Raw genomic sequence first — 21,669 nt, 5'->3', positions numbered from 1 at the left:
TTAAGCGGCAAGATAATGCGCGGCGATCTCTTGCTCGGTGACGATCACTTTCGACACCAAACCGTATTCCACCGCCTGCTCCGCACTCAACCAGAAATCGCGCTGAGTATCTTGCTCAATCCTCTCAATCGCCTGCCCGGTGGCATCCGCGAAAATATGATTGAGGCGATTTTTCATGCGCACGATTTCATTACTGTAAATCTGCATATTGCTGGCGGGGCCTTGCATGCCGCCGGAAGGCTGATGCAGAAGAAAACGGGTGTTGGGTAACGCATAGCGATTTGCTTTGTTGGCGGCGACATAAATCAACGCACCTGCGCTGGCCACACAACCAGAACCAATCATGATCACTTCGGGGGTGATAAAGCGTATGGCATCAAAAATCATATCGCCCGACTCAGCATGACCACCGGGAGAGTTGATAAAGATCGTGATCGGTCGATCGCTGATGGCGGCGAGGATGTGCAGATGCTGAACCACCTCTTTGGCCATTTTTTCATCCACGGTGCCGGTAATGAAAATCTTGCGTGTGTTGATCAGATGTTCCATCAGCGATGGGTTAAGTGGCGGTGCTGCCGGTTCAGAAGGTTCGGTGTTACTGTCGCGCATGGAATCACTCCGCAAAAGATGGGGACACCAAACACATTAGCACCTACTTATCTACTTAGCGAGCGAGTAACAGAATGATATTTTGACAATAAAAGTCATTATTAGGGAACTGACAAGATGCCCTTGACCTGATTTATTGATTGAATATTGTTATTTCAAATTCTCCTCTTTTTGATCAATTTTTAAGAGGTTGCATAACATCAGTGCAGACGCGGCTTCAGGGGCCATTGCCCTGTTTTTCCTCCATCGCTTCGCGGCGCAATAAAACATGACGTGTCTCACATTTAACGGTCAGTATGCTTGTCGGAATCACAGAGCGGCTTATGATCTCGCCAGATTGTTACTGCGCGCAAACGCAGGCAAAACCTGACACGCCGCCCTCCCGGTGGGTCAGGTTTTTTCTTTTTCAGGGCTGATAAAAATGAAAATCGCGAAGATCCTCAATAACAATGTCGTGGTCGTATTGGGCGAGAACGGCAAAGAACAAGTCGTGATGGGTCGCGGGCTGGCTTTTCAGAAGCGTGTGGGTGATGCGCTGGATGCGCAGCAGATTGAAAAAGTCTTCGCACTGCAGAGTGACACCCTGACAGGAAGGCTAAGCGAGTTGCTTTCTGATATCCCACTGGAAGTCATCACAACCAGCGAGTTAATCATCGCCAGCGCACGTCAACAGTTGGGTCAGCCGCTGCATGAGAGCCTCTCGATTGCGCTGTGCGATCACTGCCATTTCGCGATTGAACGCCATCAGCAAGGCATTCCGATTCGTAATGTATTGAAGTGGGAGATCAAAACGCTCTACCCCAAAGAGTTCGCGATTGGCATGGAAGCACTGGCCCTGATCAACAAACGCCTCGGGGTGGTGTTGCCTGACGATGAAGCAGGCTTTATCGCCCTGCACTTAGTCAACGCGCAACTGGGCAGCGACTTTGCCGATGTCTCTCATGTGACGCAATTTATGCAGGAGATTTTGCATATCGTGAAGTATCGGTTGCAGCTGGATTACCGCACCGACAGCCTGAGCTATAACCGCTTCGTTAACCACTTGAAGTTTTTTGCCCAGCGCATGCTGGGAAAACGCGGTGTGTGCAGCGAAGATGAGTCATTGCATGATGTGGTGCGTGACAAATATCCGATTGCTTATCAATGCGCGGTGAAGATTGACAGCCACATCCAGCAAAAATATCTCTATGCCCTCTCGGCGGAAGAGCGCATGTTTCTCACCATCCATATTGAGCGAGTTCGCAAAGAGACATTAGCGTTGCAGGAAGATGCCGACGAGGCGTAAAAACGGGCGCCAGCGCGCCCGTTAGCGGGTTTATTTCAATGCCGCGCCGTGGCTACGGATCACATCCTGATACCAGAAGAAGCTCTTTTTACGCGAGCGTTCCAGCGTGCCGTTGCCCGCATCATCACGATCAACGTGAATGAAACCGTAACGCTTCGAGAACTCGGCTTTAGAAGCGCTGACCAGGTCAATCGGTCCCCAGCAGGTGTAGCCCATCACTTCCACACCATCTTCAATCGCTTCCCGCACCTGCACTAAGTGATCATTGAGATACTGGATGCGGTAATCGTCATTGATGCTGCCATCGGCCTCAACCACATCTTTGGCACCCAGGCCATTTTCCACAATAAATAGCGGCTTCTGATAACGGTCGTACAAGATGTTAAGCAGAATACGCAGACCTTCCGGATCAATCTGCCATCCCCACTCTGAGCTGGCGAGATGCGGATTCGGCACCATCGACAAGATATTGCCCTGCGCTTTCTGGTTCTCTTCTTCATTGGTGGTGACGCAACCGGTCATGTAATAACTTAAGGAGATGTAATCCACAGTGTTGCGCAGGTCGCGTTTGTCCTCATCCGTGATGCTGACGGTGATTCCGCGATCGGCGAAGAAGCGTTTCATGTAAGCCGGATAGGCACCGCGCACCTGTACATCACCAAAGAATAACCACTCGCGATTCTGCTGCAGCGTTTCCAACACATCGGCCGGACGGCAGCTGAGCGGATAGAGCAACGCTCCCAGCAGCATATTGCCGATCTTACCGTCCTTAACAATCTCATGGCAGGCTTGTACGGCGCGGCCGCTCGCCACCAGCTGATGATGAATCGCCTGATAAATCGCCTGTTGATCGCTCTCTTCCGGTAATCCAACGCCAGTAAAGGGCGCATGCAATGACATGTTGATTTCATTGAACGTCAGCCACAGCTTCACTTTATGCTGGAAGCGAGTGAATACCGCGCGCGCATAGCGTTCAAAACAATCAATGGTGATGCGATTGCCCCAGCCGCCATATTTTTTGATCAAGCCAAAAGGCATTTCGTAATGTGACAACGTCACTAGCGGAGTGATGTTGTACTTTGCCATCTCATCAAACAAACGATCGTAAAAGGCCAATCCCTCCTCGTTTGGCTGAGCTTCATCGCCCTGCGGGAAAATACGCGTCCAGGCAATCGAGGTACGCAGAACGGTAAAGCCCATCTCTGCGAACAGCTTGATGTCTTCCGGGAAGCGATGATAGAAATCAATCGCCGTGTCTTTGATGCCAAAATCATTGCCGCTGCGTTCAACGCGCGCGCCAAAAATACCTTTGGGTTGCAGATCCGAGGTCGATAGCCCTTTACCGCCCTCCTGCCAGGCACCTTCCACCTGATTGGCGGCAACGGCGCCACCCCATAAAAATGCATCCGGGAAACGTGTAGTCATTTACTTGCTCCTTGGTTATTTCAGCACGGCCAGCAGCGGCGAGCCTTCACTCACTGCGCTGTTGTTCAGGGTTAATACATCAATAAATTCATCGCTGTTGCTCACCAGCACCGGTGTGGTGAGGTCGAATCCAGCTTTTTTGATCGCCTCAATATCAAACTCCAATAGCACATCGCCCACTTTCACTGGCTGATCGTTTTGTACCTGAGGACGGAAATATTGCCCGTCGAGTTTGACGGTATCGAGTCCAACATGGATCAGCACTTCCGCGCCTTGATCTGACGTCAGGCCAATCGCATGTCCGGTGCGGAACATGGAGGAAACTACGCCATTGACCGGCGATACTACGCGGCCCACGTGCGGCAGAATAGCCGCGCCCTTGCCGAGTAAACCGCTGGCGAAAGTTTCATCTTTGACTTTCTCCAGCGGCAATACGTCACCCGCAATCGGGCTCACCACGCTTTCACGGCGCGTTAATGTCGCAGGCGCGGGATCGGCGACGGGTTCAGCCACAACAGGTTGTGCCGCAGACTCTCGTAAACCAAACACATAGGTCATGGCACAGGCGAAAACTAGCGCGACCGCTGCACCGGCAAAGGACGCCAGCACGCTGGCATCAATACCCGTGCTGGGCACGACCTGAATAAACGTGAAAATACTGGGGAAGCCAAAGGAGTAAATGGTGGTGTGCCAGAAGCCCAGAATGGCGGCACCCAGCGCGCCACCGATACAGCCGAAGATAAACGGACGACGACGCGGCAGCGTAACGCCATACACTGCGGGCTCAGTGATACCAAAAATGCTGGCAGTTAATGCCGATCCCGCCATCGCTTTGAGTTTGATATCACGCGTGCGCAGGAAGATCCCCAATGTCGCGCCCGCCTGTCCTAATACCGCCGGCATCAGTAATGGCAGTAGGGTGTCGTGACCGAAGTTGGCCAGATTATTGAGCATGATCGGCACCAGACCCCAGTGCAGACCGAATATCACACAGATTTGCCAGATCGCGCCCATCACCGCTCCTGCAACCATGGGGCTGAGGCTGTAAATCCACAGATAGCCTTCCGCCAGCAAGCGGCTGAGCCAGGTGGCTGCCGGGCCAATCGCCAGAAAAGTGAGCGGCACGGTGATTAGCAAGCACACCAGCGGCGTAGTGAAGTTACGCACCGCACCGGGTGAACGCGGATGTACCCAACGCTCAATCAGGCTTGAGACCCACGCAGCAAAGATAATTGGGATCACCGAGGAGCTGTAATTGAGTATTTCCAGCGGGATACCGACAAAGGTCAGTGGCTTTCCTGCCTGCTGCTGTTGCATCGCTTCAAGTATCAACGGATGCACCAGCGCTGCGGCAATCGCCATGCTGACAAAGGGGTTACCGCCAAATTTTTTCCCGGCGCTGTAGCCGAGCAGAATCGGCAAGAAGTAAAAGAGTCCATCACTGGCAACAAACAGCACTTTGTAGCTGCCGCTGCTCGCGTCCATCACACCGAGCACCAGTGCCAACGCCAGCAGTCCCTTGATGATGCCTGTCGCAATCATCACACCAATAAAGGGTGTAAAAATGCCGGAAACCAGATCGATAAAACGGGCAAACAGGTTTTGTGGCGTAGTGTCCTCCACGTTATCGGCATGGTCGAGGGCATAGCGTGCCGTTAACGCGCGGTAGACCTCCGCAACCTGGTTGCCGATCACCACCTGATACTGTCCCCCGCTCTCCACCACCATGATCACACCAGGATTATTTTTCAACTCGGCGGTATGCGCTTTTTGGCTCTCTTTTAATTTGAAGCGCAGGCGCGTTGCGCAGTGCATCACGCTGATAATGTTGTCTTTTCCCCCCACGCCAGCCACAATGTCATCTGCCAGTTCCTGATATTGCATCTTCCTTTCTCCTGCAAAACGCCTCGAATTTCGCGCAAAAAAAAACCTGAGGCGCGCCCTCTGCTATCGAGAAAGGGCGTGCCTCAGGTTTTGCCTGCCGAACAGTAACAATCCTTAATGACGGTTATCTTGCTGAGCATTGCCAAAAAGTAGCAAGCAGTTTTCAAAAATCGCGCTGAAATGTGTGAAGCGCGTCAATTATTGTTCAGGAGTGCAGCGCATGCCCGGCACGTTGTAATGCTGACAAAGCGAGGGCAGATAGCATCACACCAATCAAAATTAACAGTTTATAGCTCAGCGCGTTCAGCAGCAGAATACCCAGCACGCCGCCGAACAGGAATGCCATCACCGTGAAGAAGTGCAGTTTTAAACGCTCGATATAGAGCGGCGCATCTTTCGGGGATTCTTTACGGCGTAGCACATCAAACAACATGGCCAACTCAATGCCAATGTCGGTAGCGGTACCGGAGACATGGGTGGTGCGCACGCGTGCGTTGGAAATCCGGGTCACCACGGCGTTTTGTAATCCCATCAAAAAACTCAAACTGAGCACCAGCAATACGCCCGATTCACTAAAGCTGAACCAACTCTCAATGACGCCCAGCGCGAATAATGCCACGCCTTCCAGCAGGATGTTGATGGCATAAATCCCGCGAATTTGTCGCCTGCGTCCGGAGTTGATAATCAGGGTCGAGACAGAAGAACCCGCTATAAAGAGCAGCACGATGAGCAGGAAGAACAATCCGACATGCAGATTTGCTTTCGCCAGATGATCGGAAAGTGACGAGACGTTGCCCGTCATGTTGGCAGAGAAAAAACCGACGGTTTCAAATGCAGCTGTGTTCAGCGCGCCCGCCACAGCCGCCAGCGTGCAGGCGAGTCGGGTATCCGTATTAAAAGTGCGCGTGTTTTCGGAGGTGATCAGCATGGCTATTCCCGACCCTGGCAAAGGGGAATATCTTCCTCCTGCGGGCCGGAATTCTCAAGCCTCAGGCAAAAGACACCCTTTACTAACCGGGCATAACAGGGAGTTATGAGCGAGGGATACAGTCAGTGTAGGTATTAATCGACATGGGTTCGATTAAACCCGTATTGCGTAAGCCGATGATGAAACTGAACATTATTCTCACAATTCAGTTTCGCGTAAATCGATCGCTTATAGTGACTGATGGTTTTGTTATTCAGTCTGACACGCAAGGCTATGTCCTGCTGACTGCTGTATCGGGCAAGCCATTTCAGCATGTGAAATTCTTGCAGCGAGAGCGAGGGAACACGGCTGCGTGTTGATGTATGCGGTCTCTTCTCAGCAAGTGTATTGACGTTTTGAACAATGCTGGCTAATGAGGATTTTTTTGTCAGAAATAAAACCGAGTGAAATTCATGGGCAAGAAAATTAAGCAGCGCAGCATCATTAATGTCGGTCAGTACCAACACGCGGATACTAGGATAAAGTGCCTGCAACAGGCGTAAAAACGCATAGGAAGATTCAATATCATCCGCTTCGGTTTTTAACTCAATAATCATTACTTCGATAGATTGATCGATTAATATTTTTTTTGCATCACTTAAAGATGAGCAGGATAAGAATTGATAACCTGCAGATATTAATAGCTTTTCTAAGCCAAGTGCGGCCCATAAATTGGCTTCAACATTTAATATTTTCATGTTTATTACTTAAACAATTAAAAAACCATTTAATCGTGATTAGTGGCTATTTTAAATCGGACAACATTTCTTTTTTTGTGCGATAAAGACTACAAAATATTAATTATCCCGTGCTGGCGAAGCCGCAATTGCGCACTAAAATTATGGAGTGACTAGCTAGTCCTTATCTCTCACGGAACATTGATATGAGGTCTTCCTATGAAACAACAGAGCTACAGAGGCGGTGCAGGGAATTTTGCTAACGATCCGGCACGCGCAAGAGAAGCTGGTAAAGCGGGAGGCAAAGCCAGTGGAGGCAACTTCAGAAACGATCCTGAACGCGCCGTTGAAGCGGGTCGGAAAGGAGGCAAGATAAGTCGCCGTCCTCCAACAAAGTCTGAGTAAAGCGCTTTAGGATTTGTTCTGCCAGGGACTGGCATCTTCTCTTAATTGATCCGCCCGATGCGACCTGGCCTCAGCCCTGTCGGCCACTGCCCTTCCTGTTTTTCCATACTAAATCCAATCGCCACCGCTTTGCCTACCAGATTACGCTCAGGGACAAAACCCCAATAGCGGCTGTCATAGCTGTTGTTACGATTATCCCCCATCATAAAATAGCTATCCGCCGGCACCACCCACTCTCCAGTCTGCTGACCTGGTTGATGGAAAAACGCCGATGATGAAACAGTCAATTCAGGCTTCTGCAAAATGCGATGCGTCACCCCCACCAGCGTTTCAGTGCCCATCAGTAGACGCTGTTCAGAAGGCTTTTCCTCGCCAATTGGTCTGGCATAAAAGCCCGGATGCATTCCGGCAGTCTCGACGAACTCGCCCGCTTTGAGCGCACTGTAATGAATGGCTAGCGCTGGTGCACAAGATTGATGGTCCTGGCAAAAAGAGAAAACAGTGAGCTGTTGTGAGGCTGGATTGAAGATGACTTTGTCACCGGGCAAACCGATCACTCTTTTAATGAACAACTGCGTTTCGTCCTGAGGAAACGTAAATATCGCAATATCACCACGTTTAGGGTGTCCGGTGGCAAGCAACGTTTTCTGATTGAATGGATTTCGCAGCCCGTATGAATATTTATCTGCCAGCACCCAGTCGCCGGTGAGTAGAGTTGGCATCATGGATCCAGAAGGAATGCGAAAAGGCTCCCAGCCAAAGGCCCGAACCAGTAACACGATGACCAGTAACGGAAAGAGCGATGCGGGCGTATCCAGCCAACTCGGGAGGCGCTGAGTTTTACCCTGCTGTATGAGCGAAGATTCTGCCTGGTTTTTCTCAACGGTGATGCGCGTCAAAGCCCAAAGCCTGTATGTCCAACTCAGGCCGCTAAAAACCACAGCAATGGCCAGTATCAGGGCGAAGATGTTCATCATAAGAGGGTTCCAGCGCTGCCGCGTTATTCATCCGCATCAATCATTGCGGCTCGTTAATTTGCGCCGTCAATATAAACCAAATGTTAGGTTATCGCTCTCCTATCTGTGCTTTACGGCTCGCTTAATATGATGCGAATGGTGAGGCTTGAGTTATAGGCTTTTCAATGCCATATTCTTTTCAATAATGTGGCTTGCTTAATCTACATAACTTAATAGGGAGTGATAATGTCCACCGAAGAGAGAATAAAGGAACTTGAAGAAACGGTTCAGCGTTTAAAAATCGAAACTGAGGTGTTACGTGAACTGATGATTAAACAGGTCGCGGTGAATAACATCACCTTCAAAGGGAAATATGATGAAGTCATTATTAATATGGCTAAAGAGTATGAAGAGCGCGGACTGGAAGTTGACCGTAACCGAGCCATGCATGAAGCGATACGGCAATACATTAAAGATGATGCATCATCCAATGATTGAAATGCTGTACCGCAATAATACCCTTGCAAATTACGCAAAAGAGCCGCTTACGCGGCTCTGAATTGAGAATCAGATCATCGGTTTTTGATCATCAGGTAGATCACGATCGTCAGTCTCATCACCCTCTTCATCGGGTAAGGGTAAATCGTCGCCAGGCAGCGGCTTAACATCATCTGGATCTGGACGTTCTGACATATATACCTCCATTCACCCTGATTGGGTATAAGTAGTTTAGTGGGGTGATGATTGATACGGTGTAGAAAATACGCGATTTTGTGAATCAAGCGTAGGATATTTTATAAAATATTTTAACCACTAGAAAATCTTACTTTATAAACTACATGCTTCGTTTATTTCGAAATTACAGGGTAATTAATCAAAAATTTCAATTGATTAACACACTCTATAATTAGAGAGATGTTTTTTAAATGTCGGGTGCGATTAATTGTCAGCGAGGCTATTTATCCTGATAAGGATCCTGCTTGTGATCTTTACTATCATCGCGCGTGCGCGGAATCTCTCCATGATCTTCAGGGTTGTCTTTTGCTGGATGGTCATCCTCTTCATACGCATTGCCGACATTGGGGGCGACTTCGGGAAGTCCCTTATGCACATCCCCTTCTTTATTACGTTGTTCATTCGTATGATGTTCTTTCATAATTAACCTCATATTTAATGTCTTTCTTATTGTAGTCTAATTTTAACGACAGGAAATGAATACTGAACCCCTAAGCCATTCATTATTAAAACTGGTAAATTTTTCCGCTCACCTACGGTTTCGCTTACTTCAGCTTTTTAGACAGATTAATCCGTAATTTCGAAAACACGCCTCTTATTCAAGTCACTAACCCAAATTCACATCGGATAGTGTGCCATACTCTCACTACCCAAATTAATTGGAAAATAACATGTTTCACTTTGTTATCGCCCTCTTCAAGAGCCCTGAGTCATTGCTACAAGTGATGAGCCAGCAAGATATGAAAGAATCCATTCAGGAGGGTGACAGGATCATTATTGATGAAGACGGCAACGCTTCGGTTAATCCGTTAAGTCCCAAAGTTCAGCGCGATTTTGCCCATCATGTCAAAACCTTGAAGGATATCTAAATGGGAACGGCAATATTTATGGTGCTGATGGTGTGTGGCTATTGGTACACCAGCCGGGACATGTCGAGTCGCTTAAAAATAAAGCGTTCCTTTGGCTGGGATGTTTACTTTTTAATTGCCCTTTATGGTTGTATTTTTGTCTTACAGGGCGTGTTTGCCACCGGGATTGTCTGGCTGATATTACTCGCCGCTTCCGCGATCAATAATACTTTTGCACTTACCCGCCTGGTGCATGCTCGTTGGCATGTGGATTTTATGACCTGGAGCTTCCTGGGTATTCAGGCACCGGTCGTGATTATGCTCGCCTTTGCCGTGCTGTTTTGTGTGTATCGCTCAAACTGGGCTGGCAGCGCGCGATTAACCGCCAGCAGCCGCCGCGACCTCTATCAGCGATTGTCACGTTCGAACGGTATTGAACAGATTTTGTTGCAGTGTATGGAAGAAGGTGAGTTAGCCTGGATAACGCTAAAATCCCGACGCATCTACATCGGCATGATTCATGCCGCCACCTTCGAATATGCCAGCACGGCTAATATTGTATTAATACCGATGCTCAGCGGTTATCGCGATTCACTTACGCTAAATCTCGCCGTTGAGCACAATTACAGCCGTTGGTATCATCAGCACCGGATTGATTTCATGTCGAAACCCAAAACAGCTTTAGCGTTTCGTAAAGTGATTATGGTGGAACAAATCGAGAGTCTGTCACTATTTGATCCCGCCAGCGCCAGTGCTCTGGCAATGGGTGAGGCAGGAACCGATGAAGTCAGGACAGACGCATCACCCTAACTTCCAGCGTAACCAATTATCCAGTTCGCTTTCAGGTAATGGGCGGGAATGAAAGAACCCCTGCGCCTGATCGCAACCGAACTCTTTTAACGCTTCGAGCGTCTCAATATTTTCCACGCCTTCCGCTAACACCACATAATCCAGTTCTTTGAGCATAGCGATAATGCTGCGGGTGATGATGCGTGACGCGGTATCTGTGGCAAGTCCGCCGACAATCGAACGGTCGAGTTTGACCACATCCAGAGGCATTTTTCGCAGATAACTGATATTGCTGTAACCGGTGCCGAAATCATCCAGCGCAATACCAAAACCGCGCAGTTTCAACATTTCCAGTCCCTTAATGGCCGCCGCGCTTTCGATGATGCGCTCAGTTTCCAGGCACTCAATGCCGAGCAGATTCGTCGGCAGACGTGCCTTGATCATCTTATTCTCGAGCCTGTCAGCAAAACTTTCCTGGCTAAAGTCGCGCACGCTAACGTTCACCGTGACAGGCAACTGGATACCTTGCCCGTTGAGCCGTTTCAATCGCTCAATGGTTTTATCAATGACCCATTCGGTGATCTCTTGCAGCAACGTGGTTTGTTCCGCGAGCGGGATGAAAACTGAAGGAGAAAGTTCACCTCGGGTGGGATGGCGCCATCGGATCAGCGCTTCGAGCCCAATCGGTAAACCGCTGCTCAGACAGATTTTCGGCTGGAACACCAGATACAAGCCATGATTGTGCCGTACAGCAGTGGCCAGGTCGTTGACGAGAGTAAAGTCATCCGTACGCCGCTCATCGTTTTCCTCACTGAAGTTCATACACGGGATCCCGCGACAAATGGCTTCATGCAAGGCACTAACGGCTCGACGCAGCGCTTCCTGAGCGGAAATTTCTGACGGCGAAAAGAGGGTTTCACCAGTATGTGTCGCTAAATCGACCGATAAACCTTCGCCAATCTCGGCGCGTACGCCTTCCATGCGTCGCGCAACCCACTCGGCGCACAATGGACTTTCTTGATGAGTTAATAGCGCAAACCGCCCGGTTGCCACGGTATAGAGCAGTTCATTTTTGCCGGGACGCAGACGTAGCGGCAGTAACGTTGCCATATCTTTGAGGAGCCCTTCGACAGGTGCCATGCCCAACGAACGCGCCAGCTCATAGGCTCGCGGCATATCGATGCAGTCGATCAACACCAGTCGATACCGCGTGTTATCACCCGCATTACGCAAGGCTTGCAGGTCTCTAATCAGTTGCTGTCGGTTAGGCAATCCTGTAACCAAATCGGTAAAACCGACAGAATGCCAGGCTTCAAGAAAGGAAATTACCAGCTGTGATAGCAACGTCATCGTCGCCAGCTTTTCAGCGCTAAAGGTATGTGGTTTGCTATCCACCACGCACAGCGTGCCTAAGACCAGCCCTTCCTGGCTCTTTAGTGGCACGCCCGCATAAAAGCGAACAAAAGGTTCACCTATAACAAAAGGATTGACGGAAAAACAGGCGTCCAGTTGAGTATCGGGCACCACCAGCGGTTGATCCCCCTCGACCACGTACTGACACAATGAATCGGCACGCAACGTTTCACCGACGTTAAAGTTGTGCGCAGCTTTGATGTATTGGAAATCATCGTCAAGGACAGAGATGAAACTGCTGGGAACATCCAGCGTTTTACTGACCAAGTCAGTGAATTTGCTCAGTACATCGTCACGGCAGATATCCGGATTCCGAAGTGCCTGGAGCGTGATGCAGCCTGGCTTCAATTCGTTAGTTATGCTCATTTGCACACGCCCATTCCATTGGCACGGATAGCAATGCTGAACTCAAAAGAATAACTTCATAATCATTAAGGAGAATATCCGCCATTTTGCGTCTATTTTGCTCATTATTAACCGGTGAATATCACCATATTATGCCCGCCATCACGGTTTGTCATGCTGAAATATCTTTACAAAAAGCTTACATGAAAACTGAGTAAAGGGATCCTTCACCCCATTCAAGCGAAGCGTAAATTGATAACAAGGATTACGGCTGCCCAGAGATCTTATCAATAGCGCACACATTAATAGGATTTAATGATTACCGCATAAAATTCAGTCTGTTGTCCGTAATTCAACAAGCACAGAAAACAATCAAATAAGCGATGCATCACGGCATATATATTCCTGTCATATCGCTAAGTCGGTCCAGGTTTTCTCTTGATGATGCGTTTCGCTTATTAGCTTCATCTCTCAATCGAGGGATTATTTTATTTTAGCTGAGCTTTCAAATGCCGAACTTTCAACACCCTGCTCTGGGGAAATCCAGAAATATTACTCTGCAACGATTATTAAGCCGCTTCGCAGGGTATTTTTTCTTTAGTCTATCTTTTCCTCAACACATCACGCCACCCTGTCACGCTGTAGCAGGCTTAAACGGCTAAGAGGTGGAGATGCTGTACAGGGTCACGGCAAACTTCCCAACATTTCCCCTTCCATCTTTTCCGGACGCAGCGTAATCTATATGCAAAACGACTACGTTTCATATACGGATCGCATAATGGGTATCGTAAAAATTTCTGATCTGATGCATGAGAATCTGCGTATCGCGAGCACGGCGTTAAGCCGTTCCATCAATGCGCAGGCAGAACACTGGATGAAGATTGGCATGCTGGCTGAGCTTTATCCTGACCTCAACCTTCAGGAACTGACGCGCCTGTTGATGCGTGTCGAACGTGACGGCGGCGCAGATTTAGCGCAGCTGCTTGACCAGCCTACATTAACCTCGCAGGGAATCGCGCAATGACCATCAAACTACATTCCGCTGAAGAAATCGAACTGGCACGCGCTGCCGGACACGCCGCGGCAAAAGTGCTGGAAATCATCACCCCTTACGTCAAACCCGGCGTGACCACAGATGAACTGGACGCCATTTGCCATGACTATATTGTCAATGAACTGAAGGTTGTTCCCGCGAATATTGGTTATCACGGCTATACACGCACCACCTGTACCTCGGTAAATCACGTGGTGTGCCATGGCATTCCAGGTGAGAAGAAGCTCAAGAATGGCGATATCGTCAACATCGACGTCGGCATCATCAAAGATGGCTGGTACGGTGATACCAGCCGCATGTATTACGTGGGTGAGCCATCGGTGCGCGCTAAACGTCTGGTCGATATCACCTACGAATCGATGGTGGCGGGCATTAAAGTCGTCAAACCCGGTGCGACATTGGGTGATATCGGCGCCGCGATCCAACAGGTGGCGGAGAAAGCCGGATTTTCAGTGGTGCGTGAATATTGCGGTCACAGTGTTGGTGAGATTTATCACGACGAGCCTCAGATTCTGCACTACGGTACGCCGGGCACAGGGATTGAGCTGCAGGCAGGCATGATCTTTACCATCGAGCCAATGATCAATGCCGGCAAAGCAGGCACCAGTGTTTTATCTGATGGCTGGACGGTGGTGACAAAAGATCGCTCGCTGTCGGCGCAGTGGGAACACACTCTTGCTGTGACCGAGACCGGCTTCGATTTGCTTACGCCATGGCCTGAAGGCACAGGCGATTACGCAGCAATAGAAGGCTGAGTGCGGCTTAGCGCGCTGACAGGCATTCAGGATGCGCCAATGCAGTAGCGTTACTTTTCACCGCCGTGTAAGGTAACGTCACTTTTTTTATCCGGAACTTAGACTGATGCGTGAACAAGCCATTTTTGCCGGCGGCTGCTTTTGGTGTACTGAAGCGATTTTCCAATCCATCCATGGTGTATTGAGCGTGGAAAGTGGTTATATCGGCGGCCATGTCTCGTCACCCACTTACGATCAAGTTTACAGCGACACCACCGGTCACGCCGAGGCGGTGAAAATCGAGTTCGATCCCGATCTCGTCAGTTACGACGATTTGCTCGACATCCACTTCGCGACACATGATGCCACGCAGGAAAACATCAAAGACGGCGTGGTGCGTTCACGTTATCGCTCCGCACTGTTTCCGACCAGCGATGCACAACGCATTGCCGCTGAACAAGGGATAGCGCGTGCCGCTGCCGAACTCAGCAAGCCGCTGGCGACAAAGCTGGAACCGTTAGCCGAGTGGTACGCAGCCGAAGACTATCATCAAAACTTCTGGGAGAAAGAAGGACAAGAAAACGCCTTCTGTATGATGAATATCCCGGCAAAACTGCAGAAACTGCGCAATAAATTTCCGAAACAGGCATCGGACGCTTAACGCGCCATCTCATCGATAACCTGTGTGATGCGCTGAATCACCCTCTGCGCCGCCCGCGATAACTGTCGGGATGGCGCAGTACAAAGTGCCAACGTCAGCGGACGCATCACGCTGTTTTTCAGCGGCACAAAGCACAGTTGCTGCTCCTGCACTTCAGTCATCACATCCAGCAAACTCAGCACGCATACGCCAGTGCCCTGAGCAACCAAACTGCGTATCAGGCGAATATCGTTACAGGCAATAATGTTATCCGGCGCCATGCCCTGCTTGCGGTATAGCGCATCGACCCGTTCATGGACCACCAGCGAATCACCAGGAATGATATGCCGCTCCTGGCTCAATTGACTGAGCGATAGCGCATCGCACTGGCTCAATGGATGATCGGGCGCCATGACTATACCCATATCCAGTTCAGCAAACGCCAACACATCCAGTCCACTCTGACCCGCCGGATCCAGGATTAAGCCAAAATCAATCGCAGACTGTCGAATCAATTGGCTGATGGCGTGGCTGTTGTCGACGGTAAGTTCCAGCCGCAGCCACTGATGTTCACGTGCAATATCCGCAATCGCATCAGCCACCGGTCCCTTAGTCAGTGATTGCACCAGACCCGCGCTGACGTTGCCGCGCTTCAAGCCCTGTATATCGTCGAAACGCTGGCACGTAACGCGAAACTCGCGCTGCCAGCGCATCACATCGTCGTACAACAACTCACCGGCGGTGGTCATCCGCAACCCATCCGGCAAACGCTCAAACAGCGGCGTACCAAAGCTCTCTTCCGCCTGCAGGATCTGCCGGTTAATGGCGGACGCGGAGACGTGCAGTTTCTCGGCGGCTTTACGTAAGCTGCCGCTGCGAGCCACTTCTGCAAAGTAAACGGAAAAGCGGGAAAACGGACTCATGCATCACCTGTACTGTTTTTTGCAACACTTGATTGAATTCTGTCGGATGGATTTATACAGAGCTAATTATTCACAATGTCCTGATAGAAATGAAGTCTTTCAGTCGCCCTCGTGAGCCAATGGCAGGAACATCACCATGAATACCCGCAACGTCGAGCTGCGGGTCCAGGTTGAAGATGTGCGCGCTTTCAATCTGCGGGTATTTGAAGAGGATTGCCTGAGGGTGGAAACCAAAAATCCAGCGCCAGCCGCTAAACAGTTTATCGCGCTGTGCTGCTCACGCATTTAATCACGCAATCGGGTGATCGACCTGTAACTTATTTAGTGCGCCACATGCGGTACTGTCCCCAGAAGCCTATTTCTGTGGCGTACTCCTGTGGCGTGCCGTCAGCCACAATATCCAGCGACTTGCGCATCCCCAGACTCATCACTGAACAGTCATTACTGACGCGCAACTTGTGCAGACCATTTTCCAGATAAGCAGTGACAAATTGGTTTTGACGCAACATAGCGACATCCTGACCATCCACGCTCACCACGAATTTGCAGGTTCCACCGCTGGCACTTCCAATAAACTGCTTGAGGCGCGTAACAGTCACCGGTGTCTGCTTCTTGCTGGCATCCGGTGTCACCATTTGCTGATTGATGATGGTATCGGCTGATCCATAAGGTCTGGCGCACCCTGCCAGGGTTAAAACCGCTAACGCTATCAATGCTTTTTTCATTATTTTCCCTTTAGTCTGCTGCTCCATGCAGCCATTCGCTATGCGTTATCGGCGTTATGGGTGAAATCTTCAATACCACGCTATAACAACAATTGCCTCAGGTTGTAGAACGCTCCCGCCAGCGCGATCAGCAACAACATCAGCATTGATATCCGCTCCAGGCGCTGCTGATGTGCTCCCGGCAGCCAGCGCTTTACGGTGATGATATAAAACGCCAGCACCGCAAAATCGAAGGCCATCCACACCAGCGCCAGGGTGATCAGGCTGCTGCTCAGATCGGGCGTGATGGCGATAAACTGTGGAAACAGCGCGGCAAAAAACAGAATATCTTTTGGATTAGAGATGCCCACCACAAAGCCTTTCAGCAATCCCCCCTGTGCTGCAGGCCGGTGGGCGGTTGCACTTGTCGCAGCACGTAAGCCTCGCCATGCAATCACGCCAATAAACAGGGAACCCAGCAACCCGGCGACTTGCAAACTCAAGGGATCGAGAGAGACCAATCCCGTCAACATCAGTGCAGCCAGCGCAATCAACACCAGTGATGCCGCGTTAGTGCCCACCGCTGTGGCAAAAGCGCGGCGATAACCGTGTCGCGCGGCCGTGCCCGTGATCAGCGCCACCACCGGGCCTGGCGTCATTAACAGCAATAAAATCGCCAGCATATACGCCAGCAGCAGTGAGAGGTTCATGGTAACGACCTGAAACGTATTAGAAGGTCGCCAGTATGGTTTTTCGTTTCCACATTGAAAAACGCTTTAAAATGCCGTTGAATGTGAGTTTTACTCAATATTGAGTTTACCTTATGACGCTTCCTCCACTTTATGCGTTGCGCGCCTTTGCCAGTGCGGCGCAATTAGGGTCTTTTAGCCAGGCCGCTGCGGCACTCAACGTCACCCCTGGGGCGATTAGCCGCCACATCCGCACCCTTGAAGCGTGGTTCAATTGCCAACTGTTTATCCGTAAAGGCCCCAGGGTCGAAATCAGCGCTGCCGGTAGCGTATTAGCGGCACAATTACAGGCCGGATTTGCCTCTTTAGAGCAAGCTTGCGCCGCCTTCACGCAGCATTGTCATCAACTCCGTCTCAAGGCCCCATCTACACTGACCATGCGGTGGCTGCTGGATGCACTTCAACTCTATCGCGAGCAAAACTCAACACCTGAAGTGCAGATTACCAGCGTTTGGATGGACACCGACAACGTCGATTTTGCCCGTGAACCTTTTGACTGCGCCATCTTGTTGGGCGACGGTCATTTTGGTGCAGACACTGAGTGCCATTTGCTGTTTCAGGAGTGGTTAATTCCGATTTGCGCCCCCGCACTGGAACGACAGGCACAAAAGCAACTGGCAAGTTGTGAATTGATTCACCCCTCACACGATCGCCGCGACTGGCTGAGGTGGTCACAGGGGGCAGCTGATGCACCGGCTATCAATCTGTGGCAAGGCAAACTGTTCGATACGCTGGAACAGGGCACGATGGCGGCGATCAGTGGACACGGCGTTTCAATTGGTGACTTGCTGCTCAGCCAGGAGGCGATCAACAACGGCTTACTGGTGCTGCCATTTAACCAGCCGGTGGCGACAGGGGACGGTTATTATCTGGTGTGGCCGAAAACCCGGCCGGAAGCGCCCAACATCAAGCTATTGCTTCAATGGTTGCTTGATCAGGTGCCCGTGTTAAATAGCAAGAATTTAGAGTAATGGCGGCCTTGACGCCGCCTGTCATCTGGTTATGCGCTCTGACGCAGGGTAAACACGCTGACGCTGTTCACCATGTTTGCCGCTTGCTCGCTGAGCATGGCGGAAGCAGCCAGGGATTGCTCCACCAGCGAGGCATTTTGTTGCGTCGTGATGTCAATTTGGCTGATAGCAGTGTTGATCTGACTGATCCCATCGGCCTGTTCGGTGCTGGCCTGATTAATCTGTGACAGCACCTCCTTCATGTTCACCACGTTGTTCATCATTTCCGACATCAGTTTGTTGGCATCCGCTACCATGTCACGGCCATCAACGATGCGCGTGGAAGACTCCTCAATCAGATGGCGAATCTCATGCGATGAGGTGGCGGTTTTTTGCGCCAGCGCGCGCACTTCCTGCGCGACTACCGCAAAACCGCGACCGTGCTCCCCTGCTCGTGCCGCCTCAACAGCCGCATTGAGCGCCAGGATATTGGTCTGGAAAGCAATCGAATCAATCAGATTGATAATGTCTGCCATGCGACCGGCTGAATCATGGATCTCAGCCATTTTGGTCGACACGTTGTTCATCATGGTGGCGTTCTGCCCCACGGCGCTTTCCGCCTTTTCAGACAGATCGGCAGCAAAGTGGGTGTTATTGCGCGTGTTGCTAATGGTGGCGGTGAATTCTTCAACCGATGCTGCTGTTTGTTCAACCGAACTGGCTTGTTCTTCAGTACGCGCGGCCAAATCATGTGTACCCGACATAATTTCGCTGGCACCTCCTGAGATTTGCTCTGCGCTGATACGAATATGACTGACAATGGTCGACATTTTATCCTGCATCTGCTGAATGGCGTTTATTAACTGGCCCATTTCGTCTTTACGTTTTTCATAGAAGCTCGTACTGAGATCGCCATCAGCAACACGGCCAAGAAACGCAATAACGTTTTTTAATGGCACAGTAATGGATTGGATAATAATCCAGCCAATCAACGCAGAGAGAATAAACGCCGCAATAAATATCACCACCATTGAAATTTTAGTGGTGTGATAGGAATCCATAAAGTGTGTGTAGGAACCATTCATCTGCTGCTCTTGCAGTGCAATAAAACGCTGCACTTCAACCGTATAATCCTTTTGTTTACTCGCCAATGTTGTCAGATAATAATCCAGCGCTTTATTAGGATCCTGACTAGTGAGTTGCAAAAATTCATTACGGCCTTCTAAATAAGCTTTGCGTTTATCATCCAAAATTTTGAGATAAGCAATGGAATCGTCATCTGTTGACAGTGCATGGAGTTGACGATAAATCTCCGTAATTTGCCCGGTTGCCCCCTGAAGCTCATTCATGATGGCGCTGCGGCGCTCCGCATTGATTGGGCTGAGCAGCAAAGCCTGTCGCTGAATGGTAGTGTTAATCTCATTGATTAACTGATTGCCCAACGCAATGGTTGGGTAATCATCTTTCATCATGCCGTTGACGCCGGTTTGTGCCATAAACAGCGAATTTAAACCCAGTACCGCGACCAAAAGCAGCATACCGATATTGATGAGCGAAGAAATAATGAGTTTGCTGCGTAATTTAATATTACGTGAAAATCCTTGAACTATGTCCATTTAGAAACCTCAATGATTTTTATTAGTGAGTCATGAAATCCAGGTGTTATTAAAACAAAGAAATGGAGACGCTCCGCGTTCTCATCGGCAGCGTCCCTGCTGTTATCGTCAGCATGCTCACTAACCTTAATGCTTTTACTTAAATATAACTTACTCGTGCAAAACAATTCACTTCCTTTGGAATTGCGCAATTAAACAATTTGATCAGTTATATTAAATTGTTGGCAATAATAGTCACCTGAGTGATCAGTGCGCTTTACTTATTAAACTGAGTTTGTAGCGCTTAATCCTCCGTTTAGATAAACGTAGCGGCTTTTTACTGCAGTTTATGCAATTGCCGTTAACGAGCAATCATTAATAATGTTGGCTATTTTCTCTGCGGGCAGCCAGCAAGCTGCCCGCAGAAAACACTACACCGCGCTTGATGCTTCACTTTCAGCCAGCGACTCTATCGATTGATTCGCTGCTTCAGGCAAGTCCGCAAGCAGTTTGGCCGCCATTTGCGCTTCCTGTTGCAAGATCCGCTGAAAAATGTCCGCGCCTTCACTGTCATCAGCCTGTCTGGCGGCGGCAATTAACGTGGTGTAAGTCGCAACTTTATAACTACAAAAGACATAGACGCTGACGGCCATCCGTGCGTCCTGCTCAACACGCAGCATATCGCTTGCTGCCTGCCCCACCACAGACAGGCGGCCTAATGCCTCTTTCAATGCCGACCAACTATCGTCATGGCATTTCAGAACCTCTTTCACCTGCAACTGCTGTGCGCGTGATTGCGCAAGATAATGCGCGATGTGACTCCCGATGGAAGAATCACTGTCGAGACGCTCCATCGCTTGTTTTAATAACGTTTCACCGTGCTTCTCCATCGCATGTGCATCACGTAGCCAATCCAGATAAACAGATTCCCTCGTCATTCATTCACTCCTGGTTGATGTGCTTTTAATGAACTACCTTTGGGGATGGTATGCAGTTGCTTAGCAAGCTAACCGCCTCAACGCCGTCGCTAATGGAATTATCTGGAAATAAGCGAAGCGTTAATTAACGGACTGACAATCATCTTAATTAAACGTAGCAAGTAAGCCCTTCTGCGCAAGCCAATCAACGCAGAACTGAGAGGGAGGATTAATATCACCACTTTGCCGCTTCGCTTATATTTAGCCTCACAACACTCTTTACTCAACATCTAAAGTGCGCTAACAATCATCATTCAAGTGAGTTTCATCCGCTTATAAACAAAAATCGACTTATCCTTAAACAAACAGTCCGCAAAATAATAAAACTTAAGATTAATCCTGACTTGATTATGGTAAAAACAACGCTACATTTATTTTTGCTTTATGTTGGTACAAATATAATGAGGAGAACGCATGACGGACCCTAACAAGCATCCTGAAGAGGAAGAGAAAAAGACGCAACGTCGTGGGGGCACAGGGAACTTCGCCGAGGACAAGGAGCGTGCAGCTGAAGCAGGCCGCAAAGGCGGTCAGGTAAGTGGCGGCAATTTTAAAAACGATCCGAACCGCGCCGTTGAAGCTGGCCGGAAGGGAGGAAAGATCAGCCGCCGGAAATAACACTATCAATAATTCAACATTGGGTTACGTTCGCTAGCCTTTATCACAACACTCTCCTGACGTGCATTAGCGCTTCGCTTAAATGCGAAATTCGCTACGTTAGGAGGGTTATTCCCATCGCTAACAATAAAAATCGATCATTTCTTGATCAATCGTTCGTCATTTGCCGCTTCGCTTATCCAGAACTTTTCCTATATATATTAATGATCAATTTAGATCCCAGAATAAATAACCAAACACGAATTAACCAACATATTTGTACACGGAGATTCAAGTTGTACACCTTAGTCAAAATTAAGGTTGGTGATGATTAACTTAATTACAAAAGTGGAGGGGAACTGACCTTCTTGTCGGTGAGGGGATGAAATAGCTATTCACTATAAAGAC

General features: G+C 49.5%; 24 protein-coding genes and 1 pseudogene. 11 read left to right on the top strand and 14 right to left on the bottom strand.

The annotated features are described in order from the left end of the window. On the bottom strand, positions 1 to 609 hold the full coding sequence (locus CRO33_RS08155) for an ATP-dependent Clp protease proteolytic subunit (RefSeq protein WP_097117759.1): 609 nt from the start codon (positions 607 to 609) through the stop codon (positions 1 to 3). A 421-nt stretch (positions 610 to 1,030) separates the two neighbouring features. Between CRO33_RS08155 and licT the strand changes: the two genes are divergently transcribed. Beyond that, entirely contained in the window at positions 1,031 to 1,894 is an 864-nt protein-coding gene (gene licT / locus CRO33_RS08150) for a BglG family transcription antiterminator LicT (RefSeq protein ID WP_097117758.1), read from the top strand. Between the two features lie 30 nt (positions 1,895 to 1,924). On the opposite strand, the gene CRO33_RS08145 is transcribed toward licT, so the two are convergent. The 4 genes from CRO33_RS08145 to CRO33_RS08130 form a co-directional block, all read right to left on the bottom strand. Next, positions 1,925 to 3,319, bottom strand: a complete 1,395-nt coding sequence (locus CRO33_RS08145; protein ID WP_097117757.1) for a glycoside hydrolase family 1 protein — start codon at positions 3,317 to 3,319, stop codon at positions 1,925 to 1,927. A gap of 15 nt (positions 3,320 to 3,334) precedes the next feature. Beyond that, entirely contained in the window at positions 3,335 to 5,203 is a 1,869-nt protein-coding gene (gene bglF / locus CRO33_RS08140; protein ID WP_097117756.1) for a PTS beta-glucoside transporter subunit IIABC, read from the bottom strand. A 205-nt stretch (positions 5,204 to 5,408) separates the two neighbouring features. Continuing rightward, complete coding sequence (locus CRO33_RS08135) at positions 5,409 to 6,131, bottom strand: YoaK family protein (protein ID WP_058961215.1); 723 nt, start codon at positions 6,129 to 6,131, stop codon at positions 5,409 to 5,411. 134 nt (positions 6,132 to 6,265) lie between these two features. Beyond that, positions 6,266 to 6,868 (bottom strand): LuxR C-terminal-related transcriptional regulator, encoded by a 603-nt coding sequence (locus tag CRO33_RS08130; RefSeq protein WP_097117755.1) that lies wholly within the window; start codon positions 6,866 to 6,868, stop codon positions 6,266 to 6,268. A gap of 198 nt (positions 6,869 to 7,066) precedes the next feature. Here CRO33_RS08130 and CRO33_RS08125 point away from each other — a divergent pair, with 198 nt between their 5' ends. Beyond that, a complete protein-coding gene (locus CRO33_RS08125; protein ID WP_072016973.1) occupies positions 7,067 to 7,252 on the top strand; it encodes a general stress protein in 186 nt (61 codons plus the stop codon). Positions 7,253 to 7,293: 41 nt separating this feature from the next. Here CRO33_RS08125 and lepB read toward each other — a convergent pair whose 3' ends face one another. Beyond that, the gene (lepB, locus tag CRO33_RS08120) at positions 7,294 to 8,229 is read right to left on the bottom strand and encodes a signal peptidase I (protein WP_097117754.1); all 936 of its coding nucleotides are present in this window, start codon (positions 8,227 to 8,229) and stop codon (positions 7,294 to 7,296) included. Between the two features lie 225 nt (positions 8,230 to 8,454). On the opposite strand from lepB, the gene CRO33_RS08115 reads away from it, so the two are divergent. Beyond that, positions 8,455 to 8,706, top strand: coding sequence for a hypothetical protein (locus CRO33_RS08115; RefSeq protein WP_034822671.1), 252 nt, complete (start codon positions 8,455 to 8,457; stop codon positions 8,704 to 8,706). A gap of 69 nt (positions 8,707 to 8,775) precedes the next feature. On the opposite strand, the gene CRO33_RS24755 is transcribed toward CRO33_RS08115, so the two are convergent. Together CRO33_RS24755 and CRO33_RS08110 are read right to left on the bottom strand one after the other, a co-directional pair. Further along, complete coding sequence (locus CRO33_RS24755) at positions 8,776 to 8,901, bottom strand: hypothetical protein (RefSeq protein ID WP_255253253.1); 126 nt, start codon at positions 8,899 to 8,901, stop codon at positions 8,776 to 8,778. 262 nt (positions 8,902 to 9,163) lie between these two features. Then, complete coding sequence (locus CRO33_RS08110) at positions 9,164 to 9,364, bottom strand: hypothetical protein (RefSeq protein WP_097117753.1); 201 nt, start codon at positions 9,362 to 9,364, stop codon at positions 9,164 to 9,166. A gap of 250 nt (positions 9,365 to 9,614) precedes the next feature. On the opposite strand from CRO33_RS08110, the gene CRO33_RS08105 reads away from it, so the two are divergent. Together CRO33_RS08105 and CRO33_RS08100 are read left to right on the top strand one after the other, a co-directional pair. After that, on the top strand, positions 9,615 to 9,812 hold the full coding sequence (locus CRO33_RS08105; protein WP_034822666.1) for a hypothetical protein: 198 nt from the start codon (positions 9,615 to 9,617) through the stop codon (positions 9,810 to 9,812). Further along, a complete protein-coding gene (locus tag CRO33_RS08100) occupies positions 9,813 to 10,601 on the top strand; it encodes a hypothetical protein (RefSeq protein ID WP_097117752.1) in 789 nt (262 codons plus the stop codon). It abuts the gene before it with no gap. Here CRO33_RS08100 and CRO33_RS08095 read toward each other — a convergent pair. Then, the gene (locus CRO33_RS08095; protein WP_441339534.1) at positions 10,593 to 12,365 is read right to left on the bottom strand and encodes a sensor domain-containing phosphodiesterase; all 1,773 of its coding nucleotides are present in this window, start codon (positions 12,363 to 12,365) and stop codon (positions 10,593 to 10,595) included. The two genes, CRO33_RS08100 and CRO33_RS08095, sit on opposite strands and share 9 nt — an antisense overlap. 751 nt (positions 12,366 to 13,116) lie before the next feature. Here CRO33_RS08095 and CRO33_RS08090 point away from each other — a divergent pair. From CRO33_RS08090 to msrA, 3 genes are all read left to right on the top strand, one after another. After that, positions 13,117 to 13,362, top strand: a complete 246-nt coding sequence (locus tag CRO33_RS08090; RefSeq protein ID WP_034822655.1) for a ParD-like family protein — start codon at positions 13,117 to 13,119, stop codon at positions 13,360 to 13,362. Continuing rightward, positions 13,359 to 14,147, top strand: coding sequence for a type I methionyl aminopeptidase (gene map / locus CRO33_RS08085; protein WP_097117750.1), 789 nt, complete (start codon positions 13,359 to 13,361; stop codon positions 14,145 to 14,147). The genes CRO33_RS08090 and map overlap by 4 nt, the downstream gene beginning before the upstream one ends. A gap of 103 nt (positions 14,148 to 14,250) precedes the next feature. After that, positions 14,251 to 14,787 carry a peptide-methionine (S)-S-oxide reductase MsrA gene (gene msrA / locus CRO33_RS08080; RefSeq protein WP_097117749.1) on the top strand — a complete coding sequence of 179 codons (537 nt, stop codon included), beginning with the start codon at positions 14,251 to 14,253 and terminating at the stop codon, positions 14,785 to 14,787. On the opposite strand, the gene CRO33_RS08075 is transcribed toward msrA, so the two are convergent. Then, entirely contained in the window at positions 14,784 to 15,689 is a 906-nt protein-coding gene (locus CRO33_RS08075) for a LysR family transcriptional regulator (RefSeq protein WP_034822648.1), read from the bottom strand. The genes msrA and CRO33_RS08075 overlap by 4 nt on opposite strands. A gap of 145 nt (positions 15,690 to 15,834) precedes the next feature. Here CRO33_RS08075 and CRO33_RS24750 point away from each other — a divergent pair. Then, a pseudogene (locus tag CRO33_RS24750) lies at positions 15,835 to 15,930 on the top strand (hypothetical protein); the annotation flags it as partial. A gap of 76 nt (positions 15,931 to 16,006) precedes the next feature. Here the strand turns inward: CRO33_RS24750 and CRO33_RS08070 are convergent. Then, entirely contained in the window at positions 16,007 to 16,414 is a 408-nt protein-coding gene (locus CRO33_RS08070; RefSeq protein ID WP_176505744.1) for a hypothetical protein, read from the bottom strand. 80 nt (positions 16,415 to 16,494) lie between these two features. Next, entirely contained in the window at positions 16,495 to 17,103 is a 609-nt protein-coding gene (locus tag CRO33_RS08065; RefSeq protein ID WP_097117748.1) for a LysE family translocator, read from the bottom strand. Positions 17,104 to 17,216: 113 nt separating this feature from the next. On the opposite strand from CRO33_RS08065, the gene CRO33_RS08060 reads away from it, so the two are divergent. After that, complete coding sequence (locus CRO33_RS08060; protein ID WP_097117747.1) at positions 17,217 to 18,113, top strand: LysR substrate-binding domain-containing protein; 897 nt, start codon at positions 17,217 to 17,219, stop codon at positions 18,111 to 18,113. Positions 18,114 to 18,142: 29 nt separating this feature from the next. On the opposite strand, the gene CRO33_RS08055 is transcribed toward CRO33_RS08060, so the two are convergent. Together CRO33_RS08055 and CRO33_RS08050 are read right to left on the bottom strand one after the other, a co-directional pair. Next, positions 18,143 to 19,708: a methyl-accepting chemotaxis protein gene (locus CRO33_RS08055; protein WP_097117746.1), complete on the bottom strand. Its 1,566-nt coding sequence runs from the start codon at positions 19,706 to 19,708 to the stop codon at positions 18,143 to 18,145. A gap of 410 nt (positions 19,709 to 20,118) precedes the next feature. After that, on the bottom strand, positions 20,119 to 20,625 hold the full coding sequence (locus CRO33_RS08050) for a YciE/YciF ferroxidase family protein (protein ID WP_097117745.1): 507 nt from the start codon (positions 20,623 to 20,625) through the stop codon (positions 20,119 to 20,121). Positions 20,626 to 21,078: 453 nt separating this feature from the next. Here CRO33_RS08050 and CRO33_RS08045 point away from each other — a divergent pair, with 453 nt between their 5' ends. After that, a complete protein-coding gene (locus tag CRO33_RS08045; RefSeq protein ID WP_034822638.1) occupies positions 21,079 to 21,282 on the top strand; it encodes a general stress protein in 204 nt (67 codons plus the stop codon). Positions 21,283 to 21,669 lie beyond the last annotated feature (387 nt).

Source organism: Pantoea sp. GL120224-02, from assembly GCF_900215395.1.
GTDB lineage: Bacteria > Pseudomonadota > Gammaproteobacteria > Enterobacterales > Enterobacteriaceae > Pantoea > Pantoea communis.
This window is presented reverse-complemented; position numbering and strand designations above follow the sequence as displayed.